The sequence below is a fragment of the Actinophytocola sp. genome, assembly GCF_036378875.1.
GTDB lineage: Bacteria > Actinomycetota > Actinomycetes > Mycobacteriales > Pseudonocardiaceae > Actinophytocola.
This window is the reverse complement of record NZ_DASUVO010000089.1, coordinates 74,448-95,362: the sequence shown is the minus strand read 5'-3', so window position 1 is coordinate 95,362 and position 20,915 is coordinate 74,448. Positions and strand designations below refer to the sequence as shown.

General features: G+C 70.0%; 19 protein-coding genes. 9 read left to right on the top strand and 10 right to left on the bottom strand.

Features of this window, described 5'->3' with window-relative positions; genetic code table 11:
* Positions 1-534 precede the first annotated feature (534 nt).
* Entirely contained in the window at positions 535-1,437 is a 903-nt protein-coding gene (locus VF106_RS25930; protein ID WP_330842442.1) for a LysR family transcriptional regulator, read from the bottom strand.
* 44 nt (positions 1,438-1,481) lie between these two features.
* Here VF106_RS25930 and VF106_RS25925 point away from each other — a divergent pair, with 44 nt between their 5' ends.
* Entirely contained in the window at positions 1,482-2,429 is a 948-nt protein-coding gene (locus VF106_RS25925) for a DMT family transporter (RefSeq protein ID WP_330842445.1), read from the top strand.
* 59 nt (positions 2,430-2,488) lie between these two features.
* Here VF106_RS25925 and lepB read toward each other — a convergent pair whose 3' ends face one another.
* The 5 genes from lepB to VF106_RS25900 all read right to left on the bottom strand — a co-directional run bounded on the left by lepB (position 2,489) and on the right by VF106_RS25900 (position 6,052).
* On the bottom strand, positions 2,489-2,917 hold the full coding sequence (lepB, locus tag VF106_RS25920) for a signal peptidase I (RefSeq protein ID WP_330842441.1): 429 nt from the start codon (positions 2,915-2,917) through the stop codon (positions 2,489-2,491).
* Positions 2,914-4,713 (bottom strand): ABC transporter ATP-binding protein, encoded by a 1,800-nt coding sequence (locus VF106_RS25915; RefSeq protein ID WP_330842440.1) that lies wholly within the window; start codon positions 4,711-4,713, stop codon positions 2,914-2,916. The genes lepB and VF106_RS25915 overlap by 4 nt, the downstream gene beginning before the upstream one ends.
* The gene (locus VF106_RS25910; RefSeq protein WP_330842439.1) at positions 4,710-5,255 is read right to left on the bottom strand and encodes a TlpA disulfide reductase family protein; all 546 of its coding nucleotides are present in this window, start codon (positions 5,253-5,255) and stop codon (positions 4,710-4,712) included. The genes VF106_RS25915 and VF106_RS25910 overlap by 4 nt, the downstream gene beginning before the upstream one ends.
* Positions 5,252-5,791, bottom strand: coding sequence for a MauE/DoxX family redox-associated membrane protein (locus VF106_RS25905; RefSeq protein ID WP_330842438.1), 540 nt, complete (start codon positions 5,789-5,791; stop codon positions 5,252-5,254). The genes VF106_RS25910 and VF106_RS25905 overlap by 4 nt, the downstream gene beginning before the upstream one ends.
* A 66-nt stretch (positions 5,792-5,857) precedes the next feature.
* Positions 5,858-6,052, bottom strand: coding sequence for a hypothetical protein (locus tag VF106_RS25900; RefSeq protein WP_330842437.1), 195 nt, complete (start codon positions 6,050-6,052; stop codon positions 5,858-5,860).
* Between the two features lie 116 nt (positions 6,053-6,168).
* Here VF106_RS25900 and VF106_RS25895 point away from each other — a divergent pair, with 116 nt between their 5' ends.
* The 3 genes from VF106_RS25895 (at position 6,169) to VF106_RS25885 (ending at position 12,511) form a co-directional block, all read left to right on the top strand.
* A complete protein-coding gene (locus VF106_RS25895; protein ID WP_330842436.1) occupies positions 6,169-9,012 on the top strand; it encodes an ATP-binding protein in 2,844 nt (947 codons plus the stop codon).
* A gap of 113 nt (positions 9,013-9,125) precedes the next feature.
* Positions 9,126-9,263 carry a hypothetical protein gene (locus tag VF106_RS25890; protein WP_330842435.1) on the top strand — a complete coding sequence of 46 codons (138 nt, stop codon included), beginning with the start codon at positions 9,126-9,128 and terminating at the stop codon, positions 9,261-9,263.
* An 11-nt stretch (positions 9,264-9,274) separates the two neighbouring features.
* Positions 9,275-12,511 (top strand): S8 family peptidase, encoded by a 3,237-nt coding sequence (locus tag VF106_RS25885; RefSeq protein WP_330842434.1) that lies wholly within the window; start codon positions 9,275-9,277, stop codon positions 12,509-12,511.
* A gap of 58 nt (positions 12,512-12,569) precedes the next feature.
* Here the strand turns inward: VF106_RS25885 and VF106_RS25880 are convergent, their stop codons facing one another.
* Genes VF106_RS25880 through VF106_RS25865 form a run of 4 tightly spaced genes read right to left on the bottom strand, consistent with a single transcriptional unit; the run spans position 12,570 to position 16,034 of the window.
* The gene (locus VF106_RS25880; protein WP_330842433.1) at positions 12,570-13,598 is read right to left on the bottom strand and encodes an L-idonate 5-dehydrogenase; all 1,029 of its coding nucleotides are present in this window, start codon (positions 13,596-13,598) and stop codon (positions 12,570-12,572) included.
* Complete coding sequence (locus VF106_RS25875) at positions 13,595-14,356, bottom strand: SDR family oxidoreductase (protein WP_330842432.1); 762 nt, start codon at positions 14,354-14,356, stop codon at positions 13,595-13,597. The genes VF106_RS25880 and VF106_RS25875 overlap by 4 nt, the downstream gene beginning before the upstream one ends.
* A complete protein-coding gene (locus tag VF106_RS25870; protein ID WP_330842431.1) occupies positions 14,356-15,399 on the bottom strand; it encodes a D-2-hydroxyacid dehydrogenase in 1,044 nt (347 codons plus the stop codon). Before VF106_RS25870 ends, VF106_RS25875 begins: the two co-directional genes overlap by 1 nt.
* The gene (locus VF106_RS25865) at positions 15,396-16,034 is read right to left on the bottom strand and encodes an RraA family protein (RefSeq protein WP_330842430.1); all 639 of its coding nucleotides are present in this window, start codon (positions 16,032-16,034) and stop codon (positions 15,396-15,398) included. The genes VF106_RS25870 and VF106_RS25865 overlap by 4 nt, the downstream gene beginning before the upstream one ends.
* A gap of 199 nt (positions 16,035-16,233) precedes the next feature.
* On the opposite strand from VF106_RS25865, the gene VF106_RS25860 reads away from it, so the two are divergent.
* From VF106_RS25860 to VF106_RS25840, 5 genes are all read left to right on the top strand, one after another.
* Positions 16,234-17,571, top strand: coding sequence for an MFS transporter (locus VF106_RS25860; protein ID WP_330842429.1), 1,338 nt, complete (start codon positions 16,234-16,236; stop codon positions 17,569-17,571).
* Positions 17,572-17,616: 45 nt separating this feature from the next.
* Positions 17,617-18,420 (top strand): LamB/YcsF family protein, encoded by an 804-nt coding sequence (locus VF106_RS25855; RefSeq protein ID WP_330842428.1) that lies wholly within the window; start codon positions 17,617-17,619, stop codon positions 18,418-18,420.
* Complete coding sequence (locus VF106_RS25850) at positions 18,420-19,118, top strand: 5-oxoprolinase subunit B family protein (RefSeq protein ID WP_330842427.1); 699 nt, start codon at positions 18,420-18,422, stop codon at positions 19,116-19,118. Before VF106_RS25855 ends, VF106_RS25850 begins: the two co-directional genes overlap by 1 nt.
* Positions 19,115-20,080: a 5-oxoprolinase subunit C family protein gene (locus VF106_RS25845; protein WP_330842426.1), complete on the top strand. Its 966-nt coding sequence runs from the start codon at positions 19,115-19,117 to the stop codon at positions 20,078-20,080. Before VF106_RS25850 ends, VF106_RS25845 begins: the two co-directional genes overlap by 4 nt.
* A 65-nt stretch (positions 20,081-20,145) precedes the next feature.
* Positions 20,146-20,913 carry an SDR family oxidoreductase gene (locus VF106_RS25840; RefSeq protein ID WP_330842425.1) on the top strand — a complete coding sequence of 256 codons (768 nt, stop codon included), beginning with the start codon at positions 20,146-20,148 and terminating at the stop codon, positions 20,911-20,913.
* Positions 20,914-20,915: the final 2 nt, after the last annotated feature.

The window sequence follows — 20,915 nt, the reverse complement described above, 5'->3', positions numbered from 1 at the left end:
AGGCCACGCCAGCGGCTTCGATACGGCACGATAGCAACGGAACTCCTGGTACAGCGGCGATTCGACACCGACTGCTCTACCAGGAGTTCCTCCGCCTACCGGCCCGACACACCGACCAAGATCAGTTCAGGAACGGGCTCTCAGGTTCGCGCCGTGGCACGCGCTCCTCGCCTCCCTCGGGCACCACACCGGTTTCGAAGGCGCGGACCTTGACCGGCGGCTTGAAGTCAACGCGCCAGATACGCGTGTCCTTGTCGTCCAGGCTCTGGTCATCGTTCCCCGCGATGACCTCGACACTGACGACCTCCTCCAGCGCGCAGTCGGTCTGCAGAATCCTGATCTTCCCGTGCTCCCCGGGCTCGACCGACCGGGCTGAACGGATCCTGCGGTATACAAGCCACCGCCGCCAGTCCCACCAGCAACACGGCAAGCACCCTCAGCACCGACAACGTCCGTCCCTGGCACCCGCTTGCCGCTCGAAGACGGTGCACCCTCTGCCTTTCATGAGTTCCGCCGCGCCATACAAGGGCCTGCCTACCCTTGGTCCTGGACCACCGCGGCGGCGCGGTGCAGCTCAACGAGGACCGTTTGAATGGCCTTTCGTGCTGTGCGTTCGGGCCGGTGGAGCACATCGATGTCACGGCTGGCCTGTACACCGGTGAGCGGTTTGAGTACGACGTCGGGGTGTGGACGGTTTGTCCAACGCGGCATCAGTGCAAGGCCGCCGCCGGCGGCCACTGTCTCGGCGCTCACCGTGAATTCGTTGATGCGGTGGACGATGTCGAGGCGACGGTTGGCGACGCTGGCGATGGCGTCGATGATTGCCATGAGGGGGTAACCGTCGTGGACGGTGATCCACGGCTCGTCGGCGACGTCCTGCGGTGAGAGTTGCGGCTTGGAGGCCAGCGGGTGGCCCATCGGCAGGGCGACGTCGAGAGGTTCGTGTAGCAGGGTGGTGGCGATCACGGAACGCGGCCACGGCGGACCATGATCGAGACGGTGAGCGAGCACAAGATCATAGTCACGGGTCAGGGCGGGGAAGCGGTCCTGGGCGACATCTTCGTCGGCGAGAGTCACGCGAGGGCGGCCCGGGCTGGCGAGACTGCGCAGCAGGAGCGGCCAGAACACGGAGGCCGCGCTGTGGAAGGCGGCCACTGACACTTCGCCGTCCGGTTGTTCCATGAAGTCGGTGACAGCGCGACGCGCCCAGGCCAAAGCGGTTTCTACCTCGACGGCCGCCGTCGCCAGGGCCTGCCCGGCGTCTGTCAGGACTACTCGACGGCCGGTGCGTTCGGTCAGCGGAACCGGAATCGAACGCTGAAGCAGTCGCAGCTGCTGGGAGATCGCGGAGGGCGTCACGTGGAGCGCCTCTGCGACTGCGGTGACACTCCCCAGCTCGCCCAGCTCCCGCAGAATTCGCAACTGCCGCTCGTCCACCCCGACAGTGTAGGACTACTACAGCATAGATTAAGAAGTTGGTCGTGTACTTCAACGTGCTGGTGGTGGAGCCTGAGGGCGTGTTCGCTACTCGCCGCACCGATGCAGTGCTACTCCTTGTCGCGCTCATCTGGGGCTCCAGCTATCTGTCAGCCAAGACAGCCACCACCGGGCTCCCGGTCCTGGCGGTGCTGTTCGCCCGATACGCGATCTCCGCCGTCGCGTGCGGCGCCTTGGCCGGACTTCGGCGCCGGCCGCGACGCTGGACCCGTGACGAGGTTCGCAGCGGGGCTGTCCTTGGCGTCACCCAGGCGGCCGTTCTCGCGCTGGAGACCTACGGAGTGGCGCACACCAGCGCCGCCAACGCCGGCCTGATCATCAGCCTGACCATCGTGTTCACCCCCCTGCTCGACCGTCGTGGGGGCCGCCGTCTACCCACGGCGTTCTTTGTCGCGGCGGGTCTGTGTGTCCTGGCCGTCGGGCTGCTCACCTCGAGCACAGGACTACACGCACTCCGTCTCGGGGATTCGCTGATGCTCGCCGCCGCCGTCATACGAGCCGGCCACGTCGCGCTCGTCGGCCGGCTCACCGTGGGACGCCCCGTAGATCCGTTGCACCTCACGACCATCCAGACCGTCGTCGGCACTGCCCTGTTTCTGCCACTCGCGATCTCTCACCTGCCCGAGCTGGCCCACAGCAGCGCCATGACCTGGTACCAGCTGGTCTACCTCGCCGTGTTCTGCAGCGTGTTCGCCTTCCTGGCCCAGACATGGGCCGTGCAGGGCACCTCTGCCAGCCGGGCCAGCCTGCTGCTGGGCACCGAACCGATCTGGGCAGTCATCATCGGAGTCAGCCTCGGCGGCGAGCGGCTCACTGTGTGGGCAACCCTCGGCGCCGCGTTGATGATCGCCGGAACCTACTGGGGGCAGGCCATCGAACGCGCCCACCGCACCACCAGCATCAACGTGTCCCGCTCCAGCCAGAACTCGTAGCCGATCAGCATCGAGGTGGTCGCGCTCCACCAGCGGCCTGCTGCCAGAGGCCGACGCGATCAGGCCGTTGTCCGGCGGGAGATCCTTCGCACCACGCCGAGCAGGCTGTCCTCCTTCACGTAGCCGAAGTGCCTGGAGTCATAGCTCTCGGCAGGGTTGTCGCCCAGCACGACCAAGCGGCGGGCGGGCACGTGGTTTCCCGGATAGCTCCACAGCGTGGGGACCTCGCCACGCGGGATCGCGTCACCGGGCACGGCGATCACGCGCTTGATCATCCAGCCGGGTTCGGTCGTGCGTGGGCGGGCGAACACCACGAGGGTGCCGGGGGTGACGCTGCGAAGGCGGCTGCGCCGTACCAGGACCCGGTCGCCGGACCGCAGTGTGGGCGCCATGCTGTCCCCGCGCACGGTCACCGAGACCATTCTGACCCGGCACCACGTCAGCGCTGCGGCGAGCCCCAGGCCCAGGAGCACCAGCAGGAGCATCATCCTGGGACCTCCTGCAGGTATCCCCTGCTCTGCAGCCGGTAGAGCCGCGCGTAAACCCCGCCGAGCGCGAGCAGGGCGGCGTGGTCGCCGAGTTCGGTGATCCGCCCGCCGTCGAGCACGGCGATCGTGTCGGCATCGCGGACTGCGCCGAGTCGGTGCGAGATCAGCACACTCGTCCGGCCGGCCCGATGCTCGCGCAGGCGGGTGTGCACGTCGTGCTCGGCTTCCGCGTCGAGGCCGGAGCTGGGCTCGTCGAGGATCAGCAGGTCTCGTCGAGCACGCAGGAACGCCCTGGCGAGCGCCACTCGCTGCCACTGACCGCCGGAGAGCACCACGCCCGTGTTCGGGTCGGAGCGGTCGGCGCTGTCGGTGAACATCCGGCTGAGCATCGTGTCGTAGCCGCGGGGAAGCGCGGCGAGCGTGTCGTGCACACCGGCGTGGCCGGCCGCCTCCTGCAGGCGGGACCCGTCGCCCAGCGCGGTCAGGTCCCCGAGCGCGATGTTCTCCGCGGCCGACAGGTCGTAGTTGACATAGTCCTGGAACACCACGCCGATCCGGGCCCGCAGCTCGTCCGGGTCCATGTCGCGCAGGTCGATCCCGTCCCAGAGGATCGCGCCACGGTCCGGGTCGTACAGCCGGCAGAGCAACTTCACGAGCGTGGACTTCCCCGCGCCGTTGTGTCCCACCAGTGCGACGGCGTTGCCGACCGGGATGGTCAGGGTGACGCCGCGGAGCACCCACGGATGCTCGTCGCTGTAACGGAACCAGACGTCACGCAGCTCGATGCCGTGCCGCAGCGCGGGAACCGGCCGGGGGTCCGGCGGGGTGGGTAGGTCGGCCCGCACCGAGACGACGGCCAGGTAGTGCCGGAACAGCAGCACCGCCTGGTGGATCTGCGCAGCCTGGTCCACCCCCGTGGCCAGGGCGAACTGGACCCCGGCGACCGCGGCGACGAACACGGCCACGTCACCGATGCTCACCGCACCCGTCGCCGCCGCCCGCACAACCCACACGAGCCCGCTCCCCGCGATCACCGCGGCCAGCACGGCGAGCGCGCCCTGCACCCGCAGCTCCCGCCGGTCCAGCCGCCGTCCCGCGACGTTGATCGCCCCCAGCTCCCGGATCATCCTGGCCCGGAAGAACGGCCCGAGGCCGAAGAGCCGGATCTCGTGCGCGGCGCGGGTGCCGGACATCAGCCCTGCGTAGAACATCTCCCGCCGCTGCCACGGCTCGATCTCCCACAGCATCCTGGCCCGCTTACGCGCCAACGTGAACTCGGCGATCGCGACCGGTATCCCGCCGGCCAGCACCACGGCGGTCACGACCGGGCTGATCAGGAACAGGGACACGGCGAAGCCGGTCACGGTCAGTCCGCCCCGGACCAGCTCCACGGCGCCGGCCAGCACCGTCGGCGGGCTGATCCGGCCGGAGTCCACCGCCAGCTGCAGCCGGTCGTGGAACTTCGGGTCCTCCAGCTTCGCCAGACCACGAAGCCGGTCAAGCGCACCGAAAAGGCGGTCCCGCGCGAGCACGCCGACGGCACGGTCGAGCTCCGCCCGCAGGTAACGCTCCGCGTGCGGCAGGCATGCCGCCACGACCCCCGTAGCCGCCAGCAGCAAGGCCAGGCCGAGCAGGCCGGTCGGCGTGCCCGCCGCGATCCGGTCGAGCGCGATCTTGGTAAACCAGGCGACCGCGACGGGCGCCGCGCCACCGAGCACGGCGGTCACCACGAAACCCACCACGGCCGGCGGGCGGGCGACGAACGCGAGCCGCGCCGCATTCAGGGCAGCGGTCATGCCGGCTGGTGTGCGTGTTCGGGCAGGTCCGCGACGTCGTGCGTCGAGTGCGTCACGACACCGTCCACGACCACGAGGAAGGTGGGAAACGCCTTGGCACCGAACGCCTTCTGCACCGGCCCACGCTCTCGCTCGACCACCACCGCGCCCACCTCGGCCAATGCGGTTCGGTACTTCACGCCCCCGGACTCGCCACCGACCACGGCAAGCACGCGGTTCCTGCCACCGGGGAACGTGCCGGCGTAGGCCAGGAAGGACGGCAGCTTCTCCTCGCACGCGGGACAGTCCGGCGTGAAGAAGCCGACGAGCGTCGGCTCGGCGAGGTCGCCGAGGGACCGCTCCACGCCGTCCACGTCGGTGGCGGTGAACAGGTCGACGGCGGTGCCCGGCTCGCGGAGGTTGTCCGTGTCGAGGCCTGTCCCGCTCAACGCGGACAGCCGGACGCTGTGGTCGCGCAGCCTGCGCACGACGCCGAGGGTCAGCACGAGGTCGATGAGGCACAGCGCGCCGACCAGGGCGATCGCGATGGACAGCAGAGTCATGGGGTTGTCCTTTCCGGGACGGGTGTGAACAGGTCCGCGAGCGCGTCGAGGTTGAGCACGAGCACGGCGAGCACCACGGCCGCGGCCCCGGCCAGCGCCATGCCGGTCACCTCCGCGCCCGCCGGCCCCGCGAGGCCCGCGACGAGGCCGACCACGGCGACCGCCATCAGGAGAGCGTTGCGCACCAGGTGCCGTGGTTGCAGGGGCACGGTCGAACGGCCGAAACAGTTGCACGAGGCCGTTTCACCGCGCCGAAGCGCCGCCGCGACAGCCACGGTGAACGCGGCCAGCAGAGCGAGACCGAGCACCAACCCGGCCGGCGCGGCCGCGGGGACCGCGAGCAGTACGGTCGCGGTCAGCTCGGCGGACACGACGGCGACGGCCAGCGGCGTTGCCATGTCGCGCAGTGCGGGCACGAGCCGCGCCGTCGCCAGCCGGAACGCGGCGAACGAACCCCTGCCGGCGAACTTCGCCACCGCCGAGCAGGCGAACACGACGACGAGCAGACAGTGGCAGCCGAATGCCAGGTAGGCCATTTTTCCTCCGGTCCGTGATCCCGGGCAGCACCGGGCCGCACGGCGTCCCGGTGCTGCCCCTTGGGCCTACGAGCAGCAGTCCTCCGCGAACTGGCACGTGCTGCACACGCCGTTGCAACACCGCTTGTAGCGCACGACGCACGTGACGCAGGAACCGCAGCTGGGATAGGTGCACGCGGCCGAACCTGCCGCGTCGGCCTCGATACGCGGGACGAAGGCGGACAGCACCCTGTCCCCCAACCGTTCCAGAACCCCGATCATCTCTGCTCCTCTCGCCGGAAACGGGACGTCCACATTGCACCCGGTGGAAGATCCACCTGGCGGGGATACTGGAAACTTCTGGACGTTCCTGGACGTTTTGGCCGCAGGGGGTGGCTGTGTCAGATGTGCCCGCGGGCCCGGACCCGCGCCGGGTGACCGACCTCGACGCTCTTGCCCGTGAGCTCGACCTTCTGCGCCGGCGAGCGGCCACGGGAACGCGCAAGGGGCGGATCAGCCTCACCGACCTGGCCACCCGCGTGGGTCTGCCCCGGTCGACCGTGCACACCTACGTCACCGCCGCGACGCTGCCCGCGGCGGACGTCCTCGACCGGATCGTGATCGCGCTCGGGGCATCTCCTGCGGAGCAGGCGCAGTGGAGCGAGGTGTGGTACCGCGTCGCCAGGCAACTGCACGACCAGCGCCGTTCCCCGAGCCCGGCCACCCAGAGCACGCCGCGGCTGTTGCCGCTGGACATCCCGGGGTTCACCGGCAGGCGCGACGCGCTCACAGAGCTGGACACGCTCCTGACCCCGGACGGGGGCGCCGTGGTGATCTCCGCCGTCGCGGGTACCGCCGGCGTCGGGAAGACAGCGCTGGCAGTGCATTGGGCACACCGGGTCGCCGGGCGTTTCCCGGACGGGCAACTGTTCGTGAACCTGCGCGGCTACGACCCGCGTGAGCCGGTACGACCGGTGGACGCACTCGCGTGGTTCCTGCGCGCGCTCGGTGTCCCGCCCGGACAGGTTCCCGCGGAGCTGGACGAGGCCGCGCTGCTGTACCGGTCGCTGGTGGCCTCCCGCCATGTCCTGGTGGTGCTGGACAACGCTGGGTCGGCCGAGCAGGTCCGGCCGTTGCTGCCCGGCGCCGCGGGCTGTGCGGTGCTGGTGACCAGCCGGGAGGACCTGCGCGGGCTGACCGCGTTGGACGGGGCCCGGCCCGTGCGGCTGGACACCCTGCCCGAGGCCGACTCCCTGGCACTGCTCGCCAGGATGGTCGGCGCAGACCGGCTCGACGGTGAGCGCTCCGCCGCGGCGGAGCTGGCCGCGCTGTGCGGCCACCTCCCCCTGGCGTTGCGCATCGTTGGCGCGCACCTCGCGAGCCACCCGAAGCGGTCGATCGACGCCTACGCGCGGGACCTGGCCAGGGGCGACCGGATTGACATGCTCGCGATCCCCGAAGACCCGAGGGCCGCCATCCGCACCGCTTTCGACCTGTCGTACCGGACACTGACTTCCCGCCAGGGTCGGCTTTTCCGGGCGCTGGGCATGGTTCCCGGGCCGGACTTCACCGCATCCGCGGCGGCCGCGGTCGCCCGCTGTCCGGTGCGCGAGGCCGAGCAGGACCTGGACCGCCTCGCCACCGCGCATCTCGTCTCCGCCCACCCCGCCGGGCGGTACGCGTGCCACGACCTGCTCCGGCTCTACGCCACCGAACGCGCCGAGGCAGAGGAGTCCGCCGCTGACCGCGACAGCGCGCTGCTCGGCCTGCTCACCCACTACCTGCACACCGCGGACGCGGCCCGCCGTTCGCTGTACCCACACCAGCTCCGCGTCCCACTGCCACCCCCGCCACCCGAACCGGCGATCACCGAGTTCACCGACGCCGCTTCGGCGCTGCGCTGGCTGGAAGCCGAACTGCTCAACCTCACTGCCGCGATCCGTCACGCCGCCGACACCGGACGCACCCGCGAGGCCTGTCTGCTGGCCGACACCCTCCGTGGTTACTTTCCCGGCCGCGGCCACACCGCGGAATGGTTCGCCGTCGCCACCACCGCGCTCCGGGCCGCCGTGGCCGAAGAGGACCCATGGCTGCTCACGTCGGCCCACTTGAGCCTCGCCGACGCCCATGCCGCCATCGGCCAGTACACCCCCGCCATCGAGCACAGCACGACGGCACGGACGTTCGCGGTGAAAGCCGGATGGGCCGACGGCGAGTCGACCGCCCTGTCCCGCCTCGGCGTCAGCCAACGCGAGACGGGCCGGCTGCGCGACGCCACGGCGTGTTTCCGCCACGTACTGGAGATCGACACCCGGCTCGGCTCACGGCACAAACAGGTGATCGACCTGATGCACCTCGGCGTCCTCCACGCCATGCTCGGCGACCTGGAGGAAGCCGCCGAGTTCTTCCGCCGCGCGCACGGGCTCGGCCAGGAGGTCCAGTCGCCCGCCAACATCGCGATGGTCCTGCAGTGCCTGGGCAACGTCCACCGCTACCTCGGCCGGCTGACCGACGCCGTCGGCTACCTCACCGACGCGCTGGCCATCAGCCGCACCATCAACGAGCGCGGCAAGCAGGCCGGCATCCTGGACAGCCTCGCCGGCGCACACACCGACGCTGGCCGGCACGAGGACGCGGTCGCCTACGCCACACAGGCCCTCACACTCGCGCGTGAGGTGGGTGCACGCCAGACCGAAGTGGCCGTACTCGCCACCCTGGGCACGATCAACCACGCCCAGGGCAAACACGAGGAGTCCGTGCGGAACCATACGAACGCGCTCACCCTCGCGACCACGCTCGGGCACCTGTCCGGACAGCTGGACGCACTCATCGGTCTGGCCGGCGTCCGCACCCACCTCGGCGACCACAGCACCGCGAGGACAGACGCCACCCGCGCACTCGCGCTGGCCCGCAGGACCAGCCACCACCTGCAGGAAGGCCAAGCACTCACCGCCCTGGCCGACAACGCCCTCGCGACCGGCGATGCCGAACAAGCCGCCGCGCTCGCCCGCGAGGCCATCACCGTCCACGACCAGACCGGCTACCGCCTCGGCAAGGCCCGTACCCTCCGCACGCTGGGCCGCGCCGCCGAGCGACTCACCGGCAGCGCCGCCGCCCGCCCCTACTGGCAGGCCGCACTCGCATTGTTCACCGAGATCGGTACGGCGGAGGCCGAGGACGTACGCGACCTGACCAACCACTTCACGCACGGCACCGGTTCCTCGGACGGTGCGCCCGACTGATCGACCGAGACAGTTCGACACCACTGTCACCTTTCTCAACAGGCGACCGCCAGCAACCCGCGGGCGGGTTCAAGGCGTTCCAGTCCGTGTGGATCTCCATCGGAAGGAATGTCATGCGTGGTCGTGATGATGGGCTCGCGGTGCTGTCCGCCGCCACCGCGGTCGTTCGCGGGGTGGCCGACGTGTTGCGGGTGCGGACGAACAGTACGTCGGCCCGGGGACCGAGGACCCGGGCGAAGGCCGACAGATGACCGGAGTGTTGATGAAACAACGAAAAGCACTGCTCGGGCTGGTCGCCGCGGTGGGGGCCGCGGGGGTCGTGGCGGTGCCGGTGGTGGCCGCGCAGGGCGCGGCGCCGTCCCAGCCGGTCTCCGGTGTGGGAATGCCTGCCACGGACGTGCGGCTGGTGAGCGGGGACGTGGTCACGCTCGGCGGGGAGCACGGGGCGCAGGTGCGGGCGGCGAAGGGCCGTGAGCACGTGGCGTTCTACATCCGCGAGGACGAGCAGGGCGACACGCAGGTGGTCCCGGAGGACGCGGTCGTCCCGCTGGAACAAGGCCGGCTGGACCCCGCGTTGTTCGACGTCAGCGAGCTGGCCAGGGCCGGCTACACGAACACGGTGCCGCTGATCGTCGACTACCGGGGTCCCACGCCACGCAGCGCGACGGCCACGGTGAGGCGGGAGCTGCCGGTGCTGAGCGCGACCGCCGTCGACGCGGACCTGGGCGGTGGGTACTGGGCGACGATGCTCACGGCGGAACGTGTCTGGCTCGACGCGCGGATGCGGACGGCGCAGGACAACCCGGTGGACCAGGTAGGCGCGCCGGCCGCGTGGGAGGCCGGACACACCGGTGTCGGCGCGACGGTGGCGGTGCTCGACAGCGGGATCGACACGACGCACCCGGATCTCGCGGACGCGGTCGTGGACACGAAGATCTTCTCCGACAGCACCACGATCGACGACACGGACGGGTGGGGCACCGCCGTCGCATCGGTCATCACCGGCGACGGCGAGAAGTACAGGGGTGTCGCGCCGGACGCGAAGCTGCTGATCGGCAAGGTGGTCGACGACGACGGCTGGACGCAGGTCTCCTCGGTCGTCGCCGCCATGGAGTGGGCGGCCGCGAGCGGCGCGGACGTGGTCAACATGAGCCTGGGCAGCGGACGTCCGAGCGACGGCACCGACGCGGTGTCCGTGGCGCTCAACGATCTCACCGCCAAGACCGGCGCGCTGTTCGTCGCGGCGGCCGGCGACACCGGGCTCGACAACTGGGTCGGCACCCCCGCCGCGGCCGACGCCACGCTGGCCGTCGGCGCAGTGGACCGCAACGACGGACTCGCCTACTGGTCCGGTCGTGGCCCGCGTCTGCGCGACGGCGCGATCAAGCCGGACATCACCGCGCCGGGCGTCAGCATCGTCGGTGCCAAGGCCGCGAACGGGACCCAGGGCGGCCCGGTCGAGGACGGGTACATCGCGCTGTCGGGCACCGGGATGGCGACGCCGTTCGTGGCCGGCGCGGCCGCGATCCTCGCCGCGCAACACCCTGACTGGACGGCGGAGCAACTGAAGGCCGCGCTGATGGGCACCGCGGAGCCCAACGGCGACCTGACCGTGTTCGAGCAGGGCTCTGGCCGGGTCGACGTCGCGGCGGCCACGCAGGCGTCGGTCGTCGCGTCGGTCGGCACCCTCGACTTCGGCACGGCCGCGTGGCCGCACCAGGACGACAAGCCGGTCACCCGGACCGTCACGTACACCAACACCGGCATCGAGCCGGTCACCCTGGACCTCACTGCCGACGTCCGGAGTGCCCGAGGAGTCGAGGCGCCGGACGGGATGTTCACGTTCACACCCGCCAGCCTGACCGTGCCGGCGGGTGGGCAGGCGAGCACGACCGTCACCGCCGACACCCGCGTGTCCGCGCCCGACAGCCTTTACACGGGCGCGATCGTCGCGACCGGCGCCGGCCGGACGGTACGCACGACGCTCAAGGTGAACCGCGAGGCGGAGACCCACGCCGTGACCGTGAACATCCTCGGCTTCGACGGCGCGCCGACCGACCAGTTCGCCACCCGCTTCACCAACGTCGACCCGGAGCGGTACTCGACGCGGTCCTACCGGCCGTACGACCCGTCCGGCACGGTGACCGTGCGCCTGCCCAAGGGCGAGTACTTCGTCGACGCCACCGTGCTGGGGTTCTCCGAGCAGGGCGACCGGCACAACGCCGTGTTCGCGGAGCCGGCGTTCACCGTCACCGGCGACACCACCGTGACGTTCGACGCGCGTGAGAGCAAGCCCGTCGAGCTACGTACCGACAAGCCCAATGCCAAGGCGGGCAAGGGATGGATCGCGCTCGTCCGCGACACCGCCCAGGGTCAGCTTGGGGTGCGGGTCAGCGGCCAGGCCAAGACGCTGGAGGGCATGACCGTCCGCCCGTCGACCACCAGCAGCGACCAGTTCCAGTTCGTGGCCGAGGCCCACCTGGCGGAGTGGAACGGCACGTCGTTCGACAACAGCCCGTACCTCTACCACCTGCGCCACACGGAACGCGGTGCGGTACCGGAGGTGTTGCGGTGGCACAAGCGTGACCGTGACCTGGCGAAGGTGCGCTCGGACCACGCGCGGACCAGGCCGGGCACGCTCGGACTGCGGGACTACTTCCTGTTCTTCCCGCTGCCGCACACGTTGACGGAGTACTACACCCCGGACAAGGTGTTCGCCTTCGAGCAGGAGTTCGTCGAGCTTCTCGAGTCCGACCGGTACACCGCGGTGACGGTCGGCCGCCAGATCGCACCCATGGTGTTCTCCCTCGGGAAGACCACCACGATGCGCTGGGGTGTGGGCGTCCACGGCCCGGCGATGCCGACGTCGGAGTACCACCCAGGCGACCTGAACGCGGTACGGGAATCCCAGGACTGGCTCCAGTTCTCGGTGCCGATGCTGACCGACCACAACCCCGGCCGCGTCGGTTACACCTACCCGGGCACCACGCATCTGCTGCGCGACGGTGTGGAGATCGGCAAGAACACCAACGCGGGCAGCGGCACGTTCGTCAACATGGCCCCGGGACGCGCGAAGTACACCCTGCGCGCCACAGCCGACCCGATGGAGGCCGGCCTCTCCACCCACATCAACGCGGAGTGGACCTTCACATCGGAACACGTGGACGACTTCACCGTGATCCCGTTGCTGGCTCTACGGTTCGCCCCGAACCTGGACAACCACAACGCCGCTCCCGCCGGAAAGCGGTTCACCATCCCGCTCTACGCCCAACGCAACGGCGCCCCCACCCCGGGCCCGGTCGACACCCCCACCGTGGAGGTCTCCTACGACGACGGCAAGACCTGGCAGCCAGCCAAGGTGACCGCCCACCGCGACGCCTGGAAGGCAACGGTCAACCACCCACGTGACGCGGAGTTCGTGTCCCTGCGGTCCAGCATCACCGATGCGGACGGCAACAGCCAGAGCCAGACCATCATCCGTGCCTACGCACTGAAGTAGGCACCGCACCACCGCGCCGGGGGTGACCGTGTCCGAACACGGTCACCCCCGGCGCTGATCAGAAGGCGAGGAGCACTTTGCCCGATACCGAGGCGTCGGCGGCGACCGCGAACGCTTCCAGCGTTTCGGTGACGGGAAAGACGTGGGTGACGACCGGCGCGATCGCCAGTGACTCGTCGGCGATGGCCGGGATCACCTCGTCGATCTCGGCGTTGAACCGGAACGAGCCGAGCAGGCGGAGTTCGCGGGTGATCGCGAGTGCGATCGGCACGGGCTGGTCACCGGTGGGCAGCAGGCCGACCATGACCACCGTGCCGCCCCGGGTGGCACCGGCGATGGCGGACGCGAGACCGCGGTGGTTGCCGGCGGACTCGATCACGACGTCCGCGTCGACGGCGGCGATTTCCGCGGTCTCAGTGGCTTTCAGCGTTCGTGTCGCGCCGACGGCGGTCGCGATCTCCAGGGGCCTGTCGTGCAGGTCGACCGCCACGATCTCGGCGGCGCCGAACAGTTTTGCCACGGCGACGGTGAGGGCGCCGATCGGGCCGCAGCCGATGACCAGCACGCGCCGGCCGCGGAGCTCGCCCGCCTGGGACACGGCGTGCCAGGCGACGCTGGCTGGTTCGGCGAGCGCCGCGACGCGCAGGTCGAGGCCTGCGGGTAGTTCGCGGAGCATCGTCGACGGGAGGACGATCTCGCCGGCGAAGGCACCCTCGGTGTGCGGAAACCGTGCCGCTGAACCGAGATAGCGAACGCCCGGCGAGAGGTTGGGGCTGTTCTCCGGAAACCGGACCTCGGTGTGTTCGCGTGTGGCCGGGTGGACGGCGACCGTGGCACCTTCTGCCGGGCCTGTGCCGTCGGCGGCGGCTCGTACGACCGTGCCGACCACCTCGTGGCCCAGGATCATCGGGGCCCGCAGGATCGACTCCCCCACGGCGCCGTGCCGCCAGTAATGCAGGTCGGATCCGCAGATGCCGCCGTACGTCACCGCGACGACGGCCTCCCGCTCTGTCGGAGCGGGAACGGTGAGCTGTTCGACGCGCACGTCGTCCCGGCCATGGGCGACAACAGCGATTGTGGTGTTCACACGACCACCGTCATTCCACCGTCGACGAAGATGACCTGGCCGTTGACGTAGTCGGACGCGCTGGAGGACAGCCACACCGCGGGACCGACCACATCGGACACCGTGCCCCAGCGCCGTGCCGGGGTGCGACCGAGGATCCACGTGTTGAAGGCCTCGTCGTCCACGAGGTTCTGTGTCATCTCGGTGTGGATGTAGCCGGGTGCGATCCCGTTGATCTGCAGGCCGTCGCCGGCCCATTCCGCCGTCATGGCGCGGGTGAGGTTGCGTAGCCCACCTTTCGCCGCCGTGTAGGGGCCGATGGTCGGGCGGGCGAGGTCGGTCTGGACCGAGCAGATGTTGACGATCTTCCCGGCGCGGCGCGGCCGCATCCGGGCGGCGACGGTGCGGCCCACGACGAAAGCGCCGGTGAGGTTGACGTCGACCACCCGCCGCCAGTCGGCCAGGGCCACCTCCATGAGGGGCTCGCGGTGCTGGATGCCGGCGTTGTTCACCAGCACATCGATGGGACCCACGCCGGTCTCGATCGCGTCGACGGCCGCGACGACGGCGTCCTCGTCGACGATGTCGAACGCCTGTGCCGCAACACGATCACCGAACCGCCGGGCGAGCCGCGCGCGGGTTTCGTCCAGGCGGACCGGATCGACGCCGTTGAGCACGATCGTGGCGCCGGCTTCCGCGAGCCCTTCCGCGATGCCGAGCCCGATCCCCCGGCTCGAACCGGTGACCAGTGCGATCCGGCCGGTCAGGTCGAAAACCATCAGTAGAACTCCACGGTGTCGACACGGTTGAGCAGGTCCACACCGTCGAGCAGACGGGTGGCGTTGGCGGCGACCAACTCTGCGATGCGGCGCTCCTCGGCGGCACTGAGCGCGGCGGTGTGCGGGCTCACCAGAACGTTCTCGTGTGTCCACAGCGGACTGTCGGCCGGCAGCGGTTCCGTTTCGAAGACGTCCAGCGCCGCGAAACCGACCTGCCCGGATCCGAGCGCGTCGATGAGGGCGGTCTCGTCGATGACGCTGCCCCGTCCGACGTTCACGACGGTCGCGCCCGGCCGCAGCGCGGCGAAGAACCAGCTGTCGAGCAGGTGCTCGGTCGCCGAAGTGCCGGGGAGTGTGGCCACCACCGCGTCGACCAACGACGCCACCTCACGGAGACGATCGGGATGCACGACCTCGGCGACACCCGCGACGTCCACCTCGCGCCTGCTCGTACCGATGACCTTGGCACCCAGCGCGTGCAGCTTCTCGGCGACGACCCGGCCGATGCCGCCGAGGCCGAGTACGAGCACCGTCAGCTCACTCACCTGCCGCATCGTCCAGCGGCCGCTCCACTCGCGGGCACGCTGCTGGCGGTTCAACCGGGGCAGGTCCTTGGCGCCCGCGAACACGCCGAACACCGCGAACTCGGCCAGCGGCCCGCCGTGCACACCGGCCGAGGTGGTGAAGGCGACGCGATCAAGCTCGTCCGCGGTGAGCCCGGCCGCCTTGACCTGAGCGCCTCCCCCGGCAGCCATCGTGTGCACCCAGCGCAGCCGCGGGTTCGCGCGAACCGCGCGCGCCAGAGCGGACGGGTCCGCGTCGGGGATGCCGTAGAGCGCGTCGGCCGAGTCGATGGCCGCCTCGTAGGCACGCTGCTGTTCAGGTGTCCGCCGCCAGGACGGGTCGCCGCCGAAGTCGGCCGGCCACCGCATCGGCGGGAGAAGTGCGTGGTCGACGACGAGATCGACCCGGGGTTCCAGCGCGCGAACCCGCGCACAGTCTACTTCGGACACTGGCGCGGCGACCACCACTCGAAGGCTCATCGGGCCAGTTGACCACGCAACGCCTCGACCTCGGCATCGAGGCCCTCCTCGCGGGCGACGATCTCCTTCACCGCCCTGAGCGCCTCGCCGGCCCGGTGCGGCGGGATCACGATCACGCCGTCGTCGTCGGCCGCGACGATGTCGCCCGGATTCACGACGACGCCGCCGATGGCGACCGGCTCGCCGATCGTGCCCGGCCCGTTCTTGAAGGGCCCGGCGGGCGTGCGGCCTCGCGCGAAGATCGGCACCCCGAGGCTCTCGATGATCGCGGCGTCCCGCACGTACCCGTCAATGACCGCGCCCGCCGCGCCGAACAGGGCGAACCGCTGGGCGAGGTTGTCGCCGACGATCGCGCGGCCGTCGTACCCGAAGGCGTTGATGACGAGGATGTCACCGGGGCGGATGTGGTCGAGTGCGGCGATCACGGCCTTGTTGTCGCCCGCGACGGTGAGGACCGGCAGCGCGGTGCCGACGGCCCTGGCTCCGGCCCAGACCGGCGCGATGCCGCCGTCGACGATGTTGAGCCGGTCCAGGGCGTCGCCGAGGTTGGCGACGGAGTGCTCGCGGAACTGGTCGAGGACCTGCCCGTCGACGCGGTCCCACCCGGCGCGCACGCGCACGTTGTCCTGGGTCATCGGCTCCATCCCATCAGCAGTCGAAGTGCGAATGCATTCTCTTTTCGATTCGTCGATCGTGCCACCGGACGGCAGGCAACACAAGGTTCACCTGCGGGTGTTGACCGTTTCAAAGTGCGAATCTATTCTCATCTGCGAGTCCGGTCACACTCCACGGGTGTCACTGCCGTACACAATGGACTCGGGAAGGCCATAACCCATGACAACAACGTCAGCTCGACTCGACGCGCCCGAGTCAACCGTCGTCGACCCCGACCGCAAGGTCGTCAGGAAAGTCACCGTCGCCGGCACGATCGGTTCCTTCGTCGAGTGGTACGACTACGGGATCTACGGCCTGCTCGTCACGTACCTGGCCATCAACATCATGGGCGAGGCCGAGGCGGGCGGACTCTTCCTCACCAACGTGGGGTTCCTGGTCAGCTTCATCGCGCGCCCGTTCGGCAGCGTCATCTGCGGCTACCTCGGCGACCGGCTCGGCAGGAAGACGCTGTTGGCGACCCTTCTCGTGCTCATCTCCGGCGCGACCGCAGCGATCGGCCTCATCCCCTCCCACGCGGCCATCGGCGTCGCCGCGCCGATCCTGCTGGTCCTGCTCCGGGTGCTCCAGGGCTTCTCGGCAGGTGGCGAGGTGGCCGGCGCCATGTCCTTCGTCGGCGAGTACGCGCCGGACGCACGCCGCAACTTCGCGATGAGCTTCATCGCCGTCGGCTCGTTCGTCGCGCTCATGTTCGGCAGTGCCTTCTCGGCGATCCTGATCACGACCCTCGGTGACGACACCATGACGTCCTGGGGGTGGCGCGTCCCGTTCCTGTTGGCGGTCCCGCTGGGCTACATCGGCTTCTACATCCGCCGCAGGCTGGAGGAGACCCCGCACTTCGTGGCGTTACGCGAGAAGAACACCGTCGCACGCAACCCGCTGAAGGCGGCGTTCACCTCCAAGCGGCACCTGACGGCGATCGCGCTCACGATCTTCCTGCCCGCGCTCAACGGGCCGGGTTACTACCTGCTGTTCGTGTACATGCCGACCTACCTGAAGACCTCGCTCGGCGACCACAACTTCTCGATGCTGACCGCGCTCACCGTCACCGCGTTCAGCCTGGTCGCGATCGTGGTCTGCATCCCGCTCATGGCACGGCTGTCGGACCGGATCGGCCGCAAGCCGGTGCTCCTCATCTCCTCGGTCGCGATGGCCGTCGTCTCCTACCCGATGTTCCTGCTCATCACCACCGGGAACTTCGGGCTCGCCGTCATCGGCACCGTCGTGCTCGCGGTCGCGTTCTCCGGCCACGCCGCGGTCGTCCACACCGTTCTCGCCGAGATGTTCCCGACCACAGTGCGCTATTCCGCGTACAGCATCGGGTTCAGCGTCTCGACGATCATCTTCGGCGGCAGCGCCCCGCTGGTGATGACCGCGCTCATCAAGGCGACCGGGTCCAACCTGATCCCGGCGTTCGCCTCGATCATCACCGCCGTGATCACCCTGGCCACCATCGCGTTCCTGCGCGAGACAAAGGGCCAGCCACTGGCAGCTTTCTGAGCGGAGCTTGCGGAGCGAACATCATTTCCGACCAAGGAAGGGATCATGGGAACCAACTCTGTCGCCGTCGTCGCCGACCTCGGTGAGAGCTTCGGCAACTACACGATCGGTGACGACCGTGCTCTGCTCGAGCTCGTCACGTCGTCCAACATCGCCTGCGGCTTCCACGGCGGCGACCCGCGCGTCATGGACAAGACGGTCGCCGACTGTGTGGCCCGCGGCATCGAGTTGGGCGCGCACCCGGGTTATCCGGACCTCGTCGGGTTCGGCCGTCGGCTCATCGAGGCGTCCGAGGAGGAGATCCGCACCGACGTGCTGTACCAACTCGGTGCGCTCGACGCCTTCGCACGGGTGCACGGCGGCACGATCAGTCATGTGGCGCCGCACGGGCGGATGGGCTCGATCGCCCAGACCGACGCCAAGCACGCGAGGGCGATCACGGACGCGATCGCCGCGTACAACAAGGACTACATCGTCATCTGCCAGCGCGGTCTGCTCGCCGAGGAGTCCCGTAAGCGTGGCCTGGCGGTCGGCTACGTGTTCCTAGCCGACCGTGGTTACGGCGACGACGGCATGCCGGTGCCGCGTTCCCATGAGGGCGGCCTGATCTACGACCCGGCGCTGATCGGCGAGCGGTGTGTCCAGGTGGTGCGGGAGGGCACGGTGCGCTCGGTCGACGGGAACGTGGTGCCGCTGGGCCACGACGTCGACCTGCTGCTCCTGCATGGTGACCACCCGACCGTGCTGGAGAACGGCACGTCGCTGCGCAAGGCACTCGCCGGGGCGGACATCCGCGTCACCGGTCTGCGTGACGTCCTGGCCGAGAAGGCGGCGGTGCTCGCCAGCTGATGACCGCCGCATCGTCCACCATCACCGTCGAGTCCTATGGCGACTCGGCGGTGATGGTGGCGTTCGTGCACGCCGACGCTGCGGTCCGCCGGGCCGGCATAATCCGGTTCCGGGACCGGTTCCTCGCGCGCCGGCCGCACGGCGTGCTCGATGTGGTTTCCGGGCTCGAGTCACTGCTCATCGAGTTCGATCCGCTGGTGACCGGGCCCGAGCACATCGAGTACGCGGCCCGGTTGCTGGCGGAGTCACTCCCGCCGGCCCTGTCCAGGGCGGTTCGCCGGTTCACGATCCCGGCCGTGTTCGACGGGCCCGACCTGGCTTCCGTCGCGGACGAGGTCGGACTGGCACCTGCCGAGGTGGTCGAGGCGATCACCGGCTCGGTTCTCACGATCTCCCTGCTCGGCGCGGCGATGGCACCGATGATGGACGGGCTCCTGGTCCCCCGGCCGGTGCGCCGGCTGGCCGAGCCACGCACGGACGTCGCCCCGGGCGCGATCATGATCGCCGGCACCAACGCGATCATCCAGCCGTTCCCCGGCCCGACCGGCTGGCGCGTCGTCGGCCGCACTCCGCACACGATCGTCGACATCTCCCGCCCGGCCCCGGTTTCGTTCGGCCCCGGCGACGTCGTGCGGTTCGTGCCCGTCACGAGAGACGAGGCGACGGCACTGACCGGTAGCTTCCTGGTGCCGTCATGACCACTCTCGAGATCACCGGCACGGGCTGGCTCACGACTTTCACCGACCTCGGTCGCCGCGACGCCGAACGGCTCGGCGTCCCCACCGGCGGCGCCGCCGACCAGCACTCCGCGATGGTCGCGAACCTGCTCGTCGGCAACCCCCGCGGCGCGACGCTGATCGAGAGCCTCGGCAGCGGGCTGGCATTCGTACCCGATCGCGACGTGCTCCTGGCCGTGACCGGCGCGCCCTGCCGCGTCACCATCGGAAACGCGGTCGTCGACACGTGGTCGCCGGTCGTGGCACCGGCGGGACAAGTCGTGCGCGTCACCGATGTCCGACTCGGCACCCGGACCTACCTCGCCGTGCACGGCGACCTCCGCGCACCCACTTTCCTCGGCAGCGCCGCCCCGGACGCCCGCATGGGGTTCGGTCAGGTCATCACGCGCGGCACCCAGGTGCGGCTCGACACCGGGTTCGTCGGGTTCCCCCGCAGGTTCCCGGTGTTCCGGCTACCCGTGCCCGCACTGCGGTTCGGGGACGGGCCCTGGGTCATCGACGTCGTCGAGAGCCCGCACTCGATCCCGGGCATCCGCGAGCTGATCGAGGAATCGTCCTATGTGGTCACCGACCGCTCGAACCACGTCGGCCTGCGGCTTACCGGGCCGGTGCGCCATCCGGACAACGAGACGGAGATCGTGTCGCACGGGGTGCCGATCGGCGCGCTGGAGATTCCGCACGCGGACGAGTTGATCGTCCTCGGCAGGTACCGGAGCCTGACCGCGGGCTACCCGATCGTCGGCGTCGCGTCCAGGCCATCGCTCCCGCTGCTCGGGCAGGCAGGGCCCGGACAGGAACTGCGGTTCCGCTGGATCGACCGGGAGGAGTCGATCCGCCGGTTCGCACGCCGCGAGGACGAGCTGCGGGCACTCGAACGCGCCGCGGCTGACGCGCTTGACCTCCCTTGCCGGCGGACTCAATGAGAATGTAGTCTCAATTGAGAACTTGTTCGCACTTCGAGGGGAGCGCTGTGCCGACTGTGCTGGCCTTGACCGGCAGAACCGCACTCGTCACCGGAGCCGGCAGCGGTATCGGTCGCGAAACCGCGCGGCTACTCGCCGAAGAAGGCGCCACCGTCGTGTTGCTCGGCCGGCGGCAGGAGGCCCTCGACGAGGTCGCGGCCGCCATCGGCAGCGCCGCCCACCCGATCGCGGCGGACATCACCGACCCGGGCGACATCACCAGGGTCCTCGCGGAGGTCGGTCCGATCGATGTTCTGGTCAACAACGCGGGCAGTTCGTCGTCGGTGAAGAATCCCCAGTGGCTGCCCGAGGACGAGTGGCGCCAGGTCCTGGAGGTGAACCTCACCGCGGTCTTCCGGCTCACCCAGGCCGTGCTCCCCCACATGCTCGGCAGCGGCGCCGGCACGATCGTCACGGTGTCCTCGCTCGCCGCCGTCAACCCGAACCTGCTCGGCGGGGCGGCCTATGGCGCGGCCAAGGCCGGCGTCCGCAACTTCATGTCCTTCCTGCACAACACGTTCCGCAACCAGGGCCTGCGGGCGATCACCGTACTGCCCGGCGAGACGGACACCCCGATCCTCGACAACCGTGCCCGCCCACCGTCGTCGGCCGAGCGCGCCGACATGGTGGCGCCGGAGGACGTGGCCGAGGCCATCCGCCTCGCCGTCACACTCCCCCAGCGCGTCGTCCTCCAGGAGATCGTCGTCGCCCCCACCCGCCAGCGCGACATCTCGGCCGACCTCGAGACCAGTCGCCGGGCTGGCGCGCCTGCCGGTGCCGGCCCTCAGGATTGAAG

Coding starts and splice junctions, on each gene's coding strand:
- VF106_RS25890 (WP_330842435.1), top strand. CDS start 9,126: ATGCGTGGTCGTGATGATGGGCTCGCGGTGCTGTCCGCCGCCACCGCG.
- VF106_RS25905 (WP_330842438.1), bottom strand. CDS start 5,791: ATGGCCTACCTGGCATTCGGCTGCCACTGTCTGCTCGTCGTCGTGTTC.
- VF106_RS25875 (WP_330842432.1), bottom strand. CDS start 14,356: ATGGTTTTCGACCTGACCGGCCGGATCGCACTGGTCACCGGTTCGAGC.
- VF106_RS25885 (WP_330842434.1), top strand. CDS start 9,275: ATGAAACAACGAAAAGCACTGCTCGGGCTGGTCGCCGCGGTGGGGGCC.
- VF106_RS25860 (WP_330842429.1), top strand. CDS start 16,234: ATGACAACAACGTCAGCTCGACTCGACGCGCCCGAGTCAACCGTCGTC.
- VF106_RS25915 (WP_330842440.1), bottom strand. CDS start 4,713: ATGACCGCTGCCCTGAATGCGGCGCGGCTCGCGTTCGTCGCCCGCCCG.
- VF106_RS25865 (WP_330842430.1), bottom strand. CDS start 16,034: ATGACCCAGGACAACGTGCGCGTGCGCGCCGGGTGGGACCGCGTCGAC.
- VF106_RS25870 (WP_330842431.1), bottom strand. CDS start 15,399: ATGAGCCTTCGAGTGGTGGTCGCCGCGCCAGTGTCCGAAGTAGACTGT.
- VF106_RS25855 (WP_330842428.1), top strand. CDS start 17,617: ATGGGAACCAACTCTGTCGCCGTCGTCGCCGACCTCGGTGAGAGCTTC.
- VF106_RS25850 (WP_330842427.1), top strand. CDS start 18,420: ATGACCGCCGCATCGTCCACCATCACCGTCGAGTCCTATGGCGACTCG.
- VF106_RS25845 (WP_330842426.1), top strand. CDS start 19,115: ATGACCACTCTCGAGATCACCGGCACGGGCTGGCTCACGACTTTCACC.
- VF106_RS25910 (WP_330842439.1), bottom strand. CDS start 5,255: ATGACTCTGCTGTCCATCGCGATCGCCCTGGTCGGCGCGCTGTGCCTC.
- lepB (WP_330842441.1), bottom strand. CDS start 2,917: ATGATGCTCCTGCTGGTGCTCCTGGGCCTGGGGCTCGCCGCAGCGCTG.
- VF106_RS25900 (WP_330842437.1), bottom strand. CDS start 6,052: ATGATCGGGGTTCTGGAACGGTTGGGGGACAGGGTGCTGTCCGCCTTC.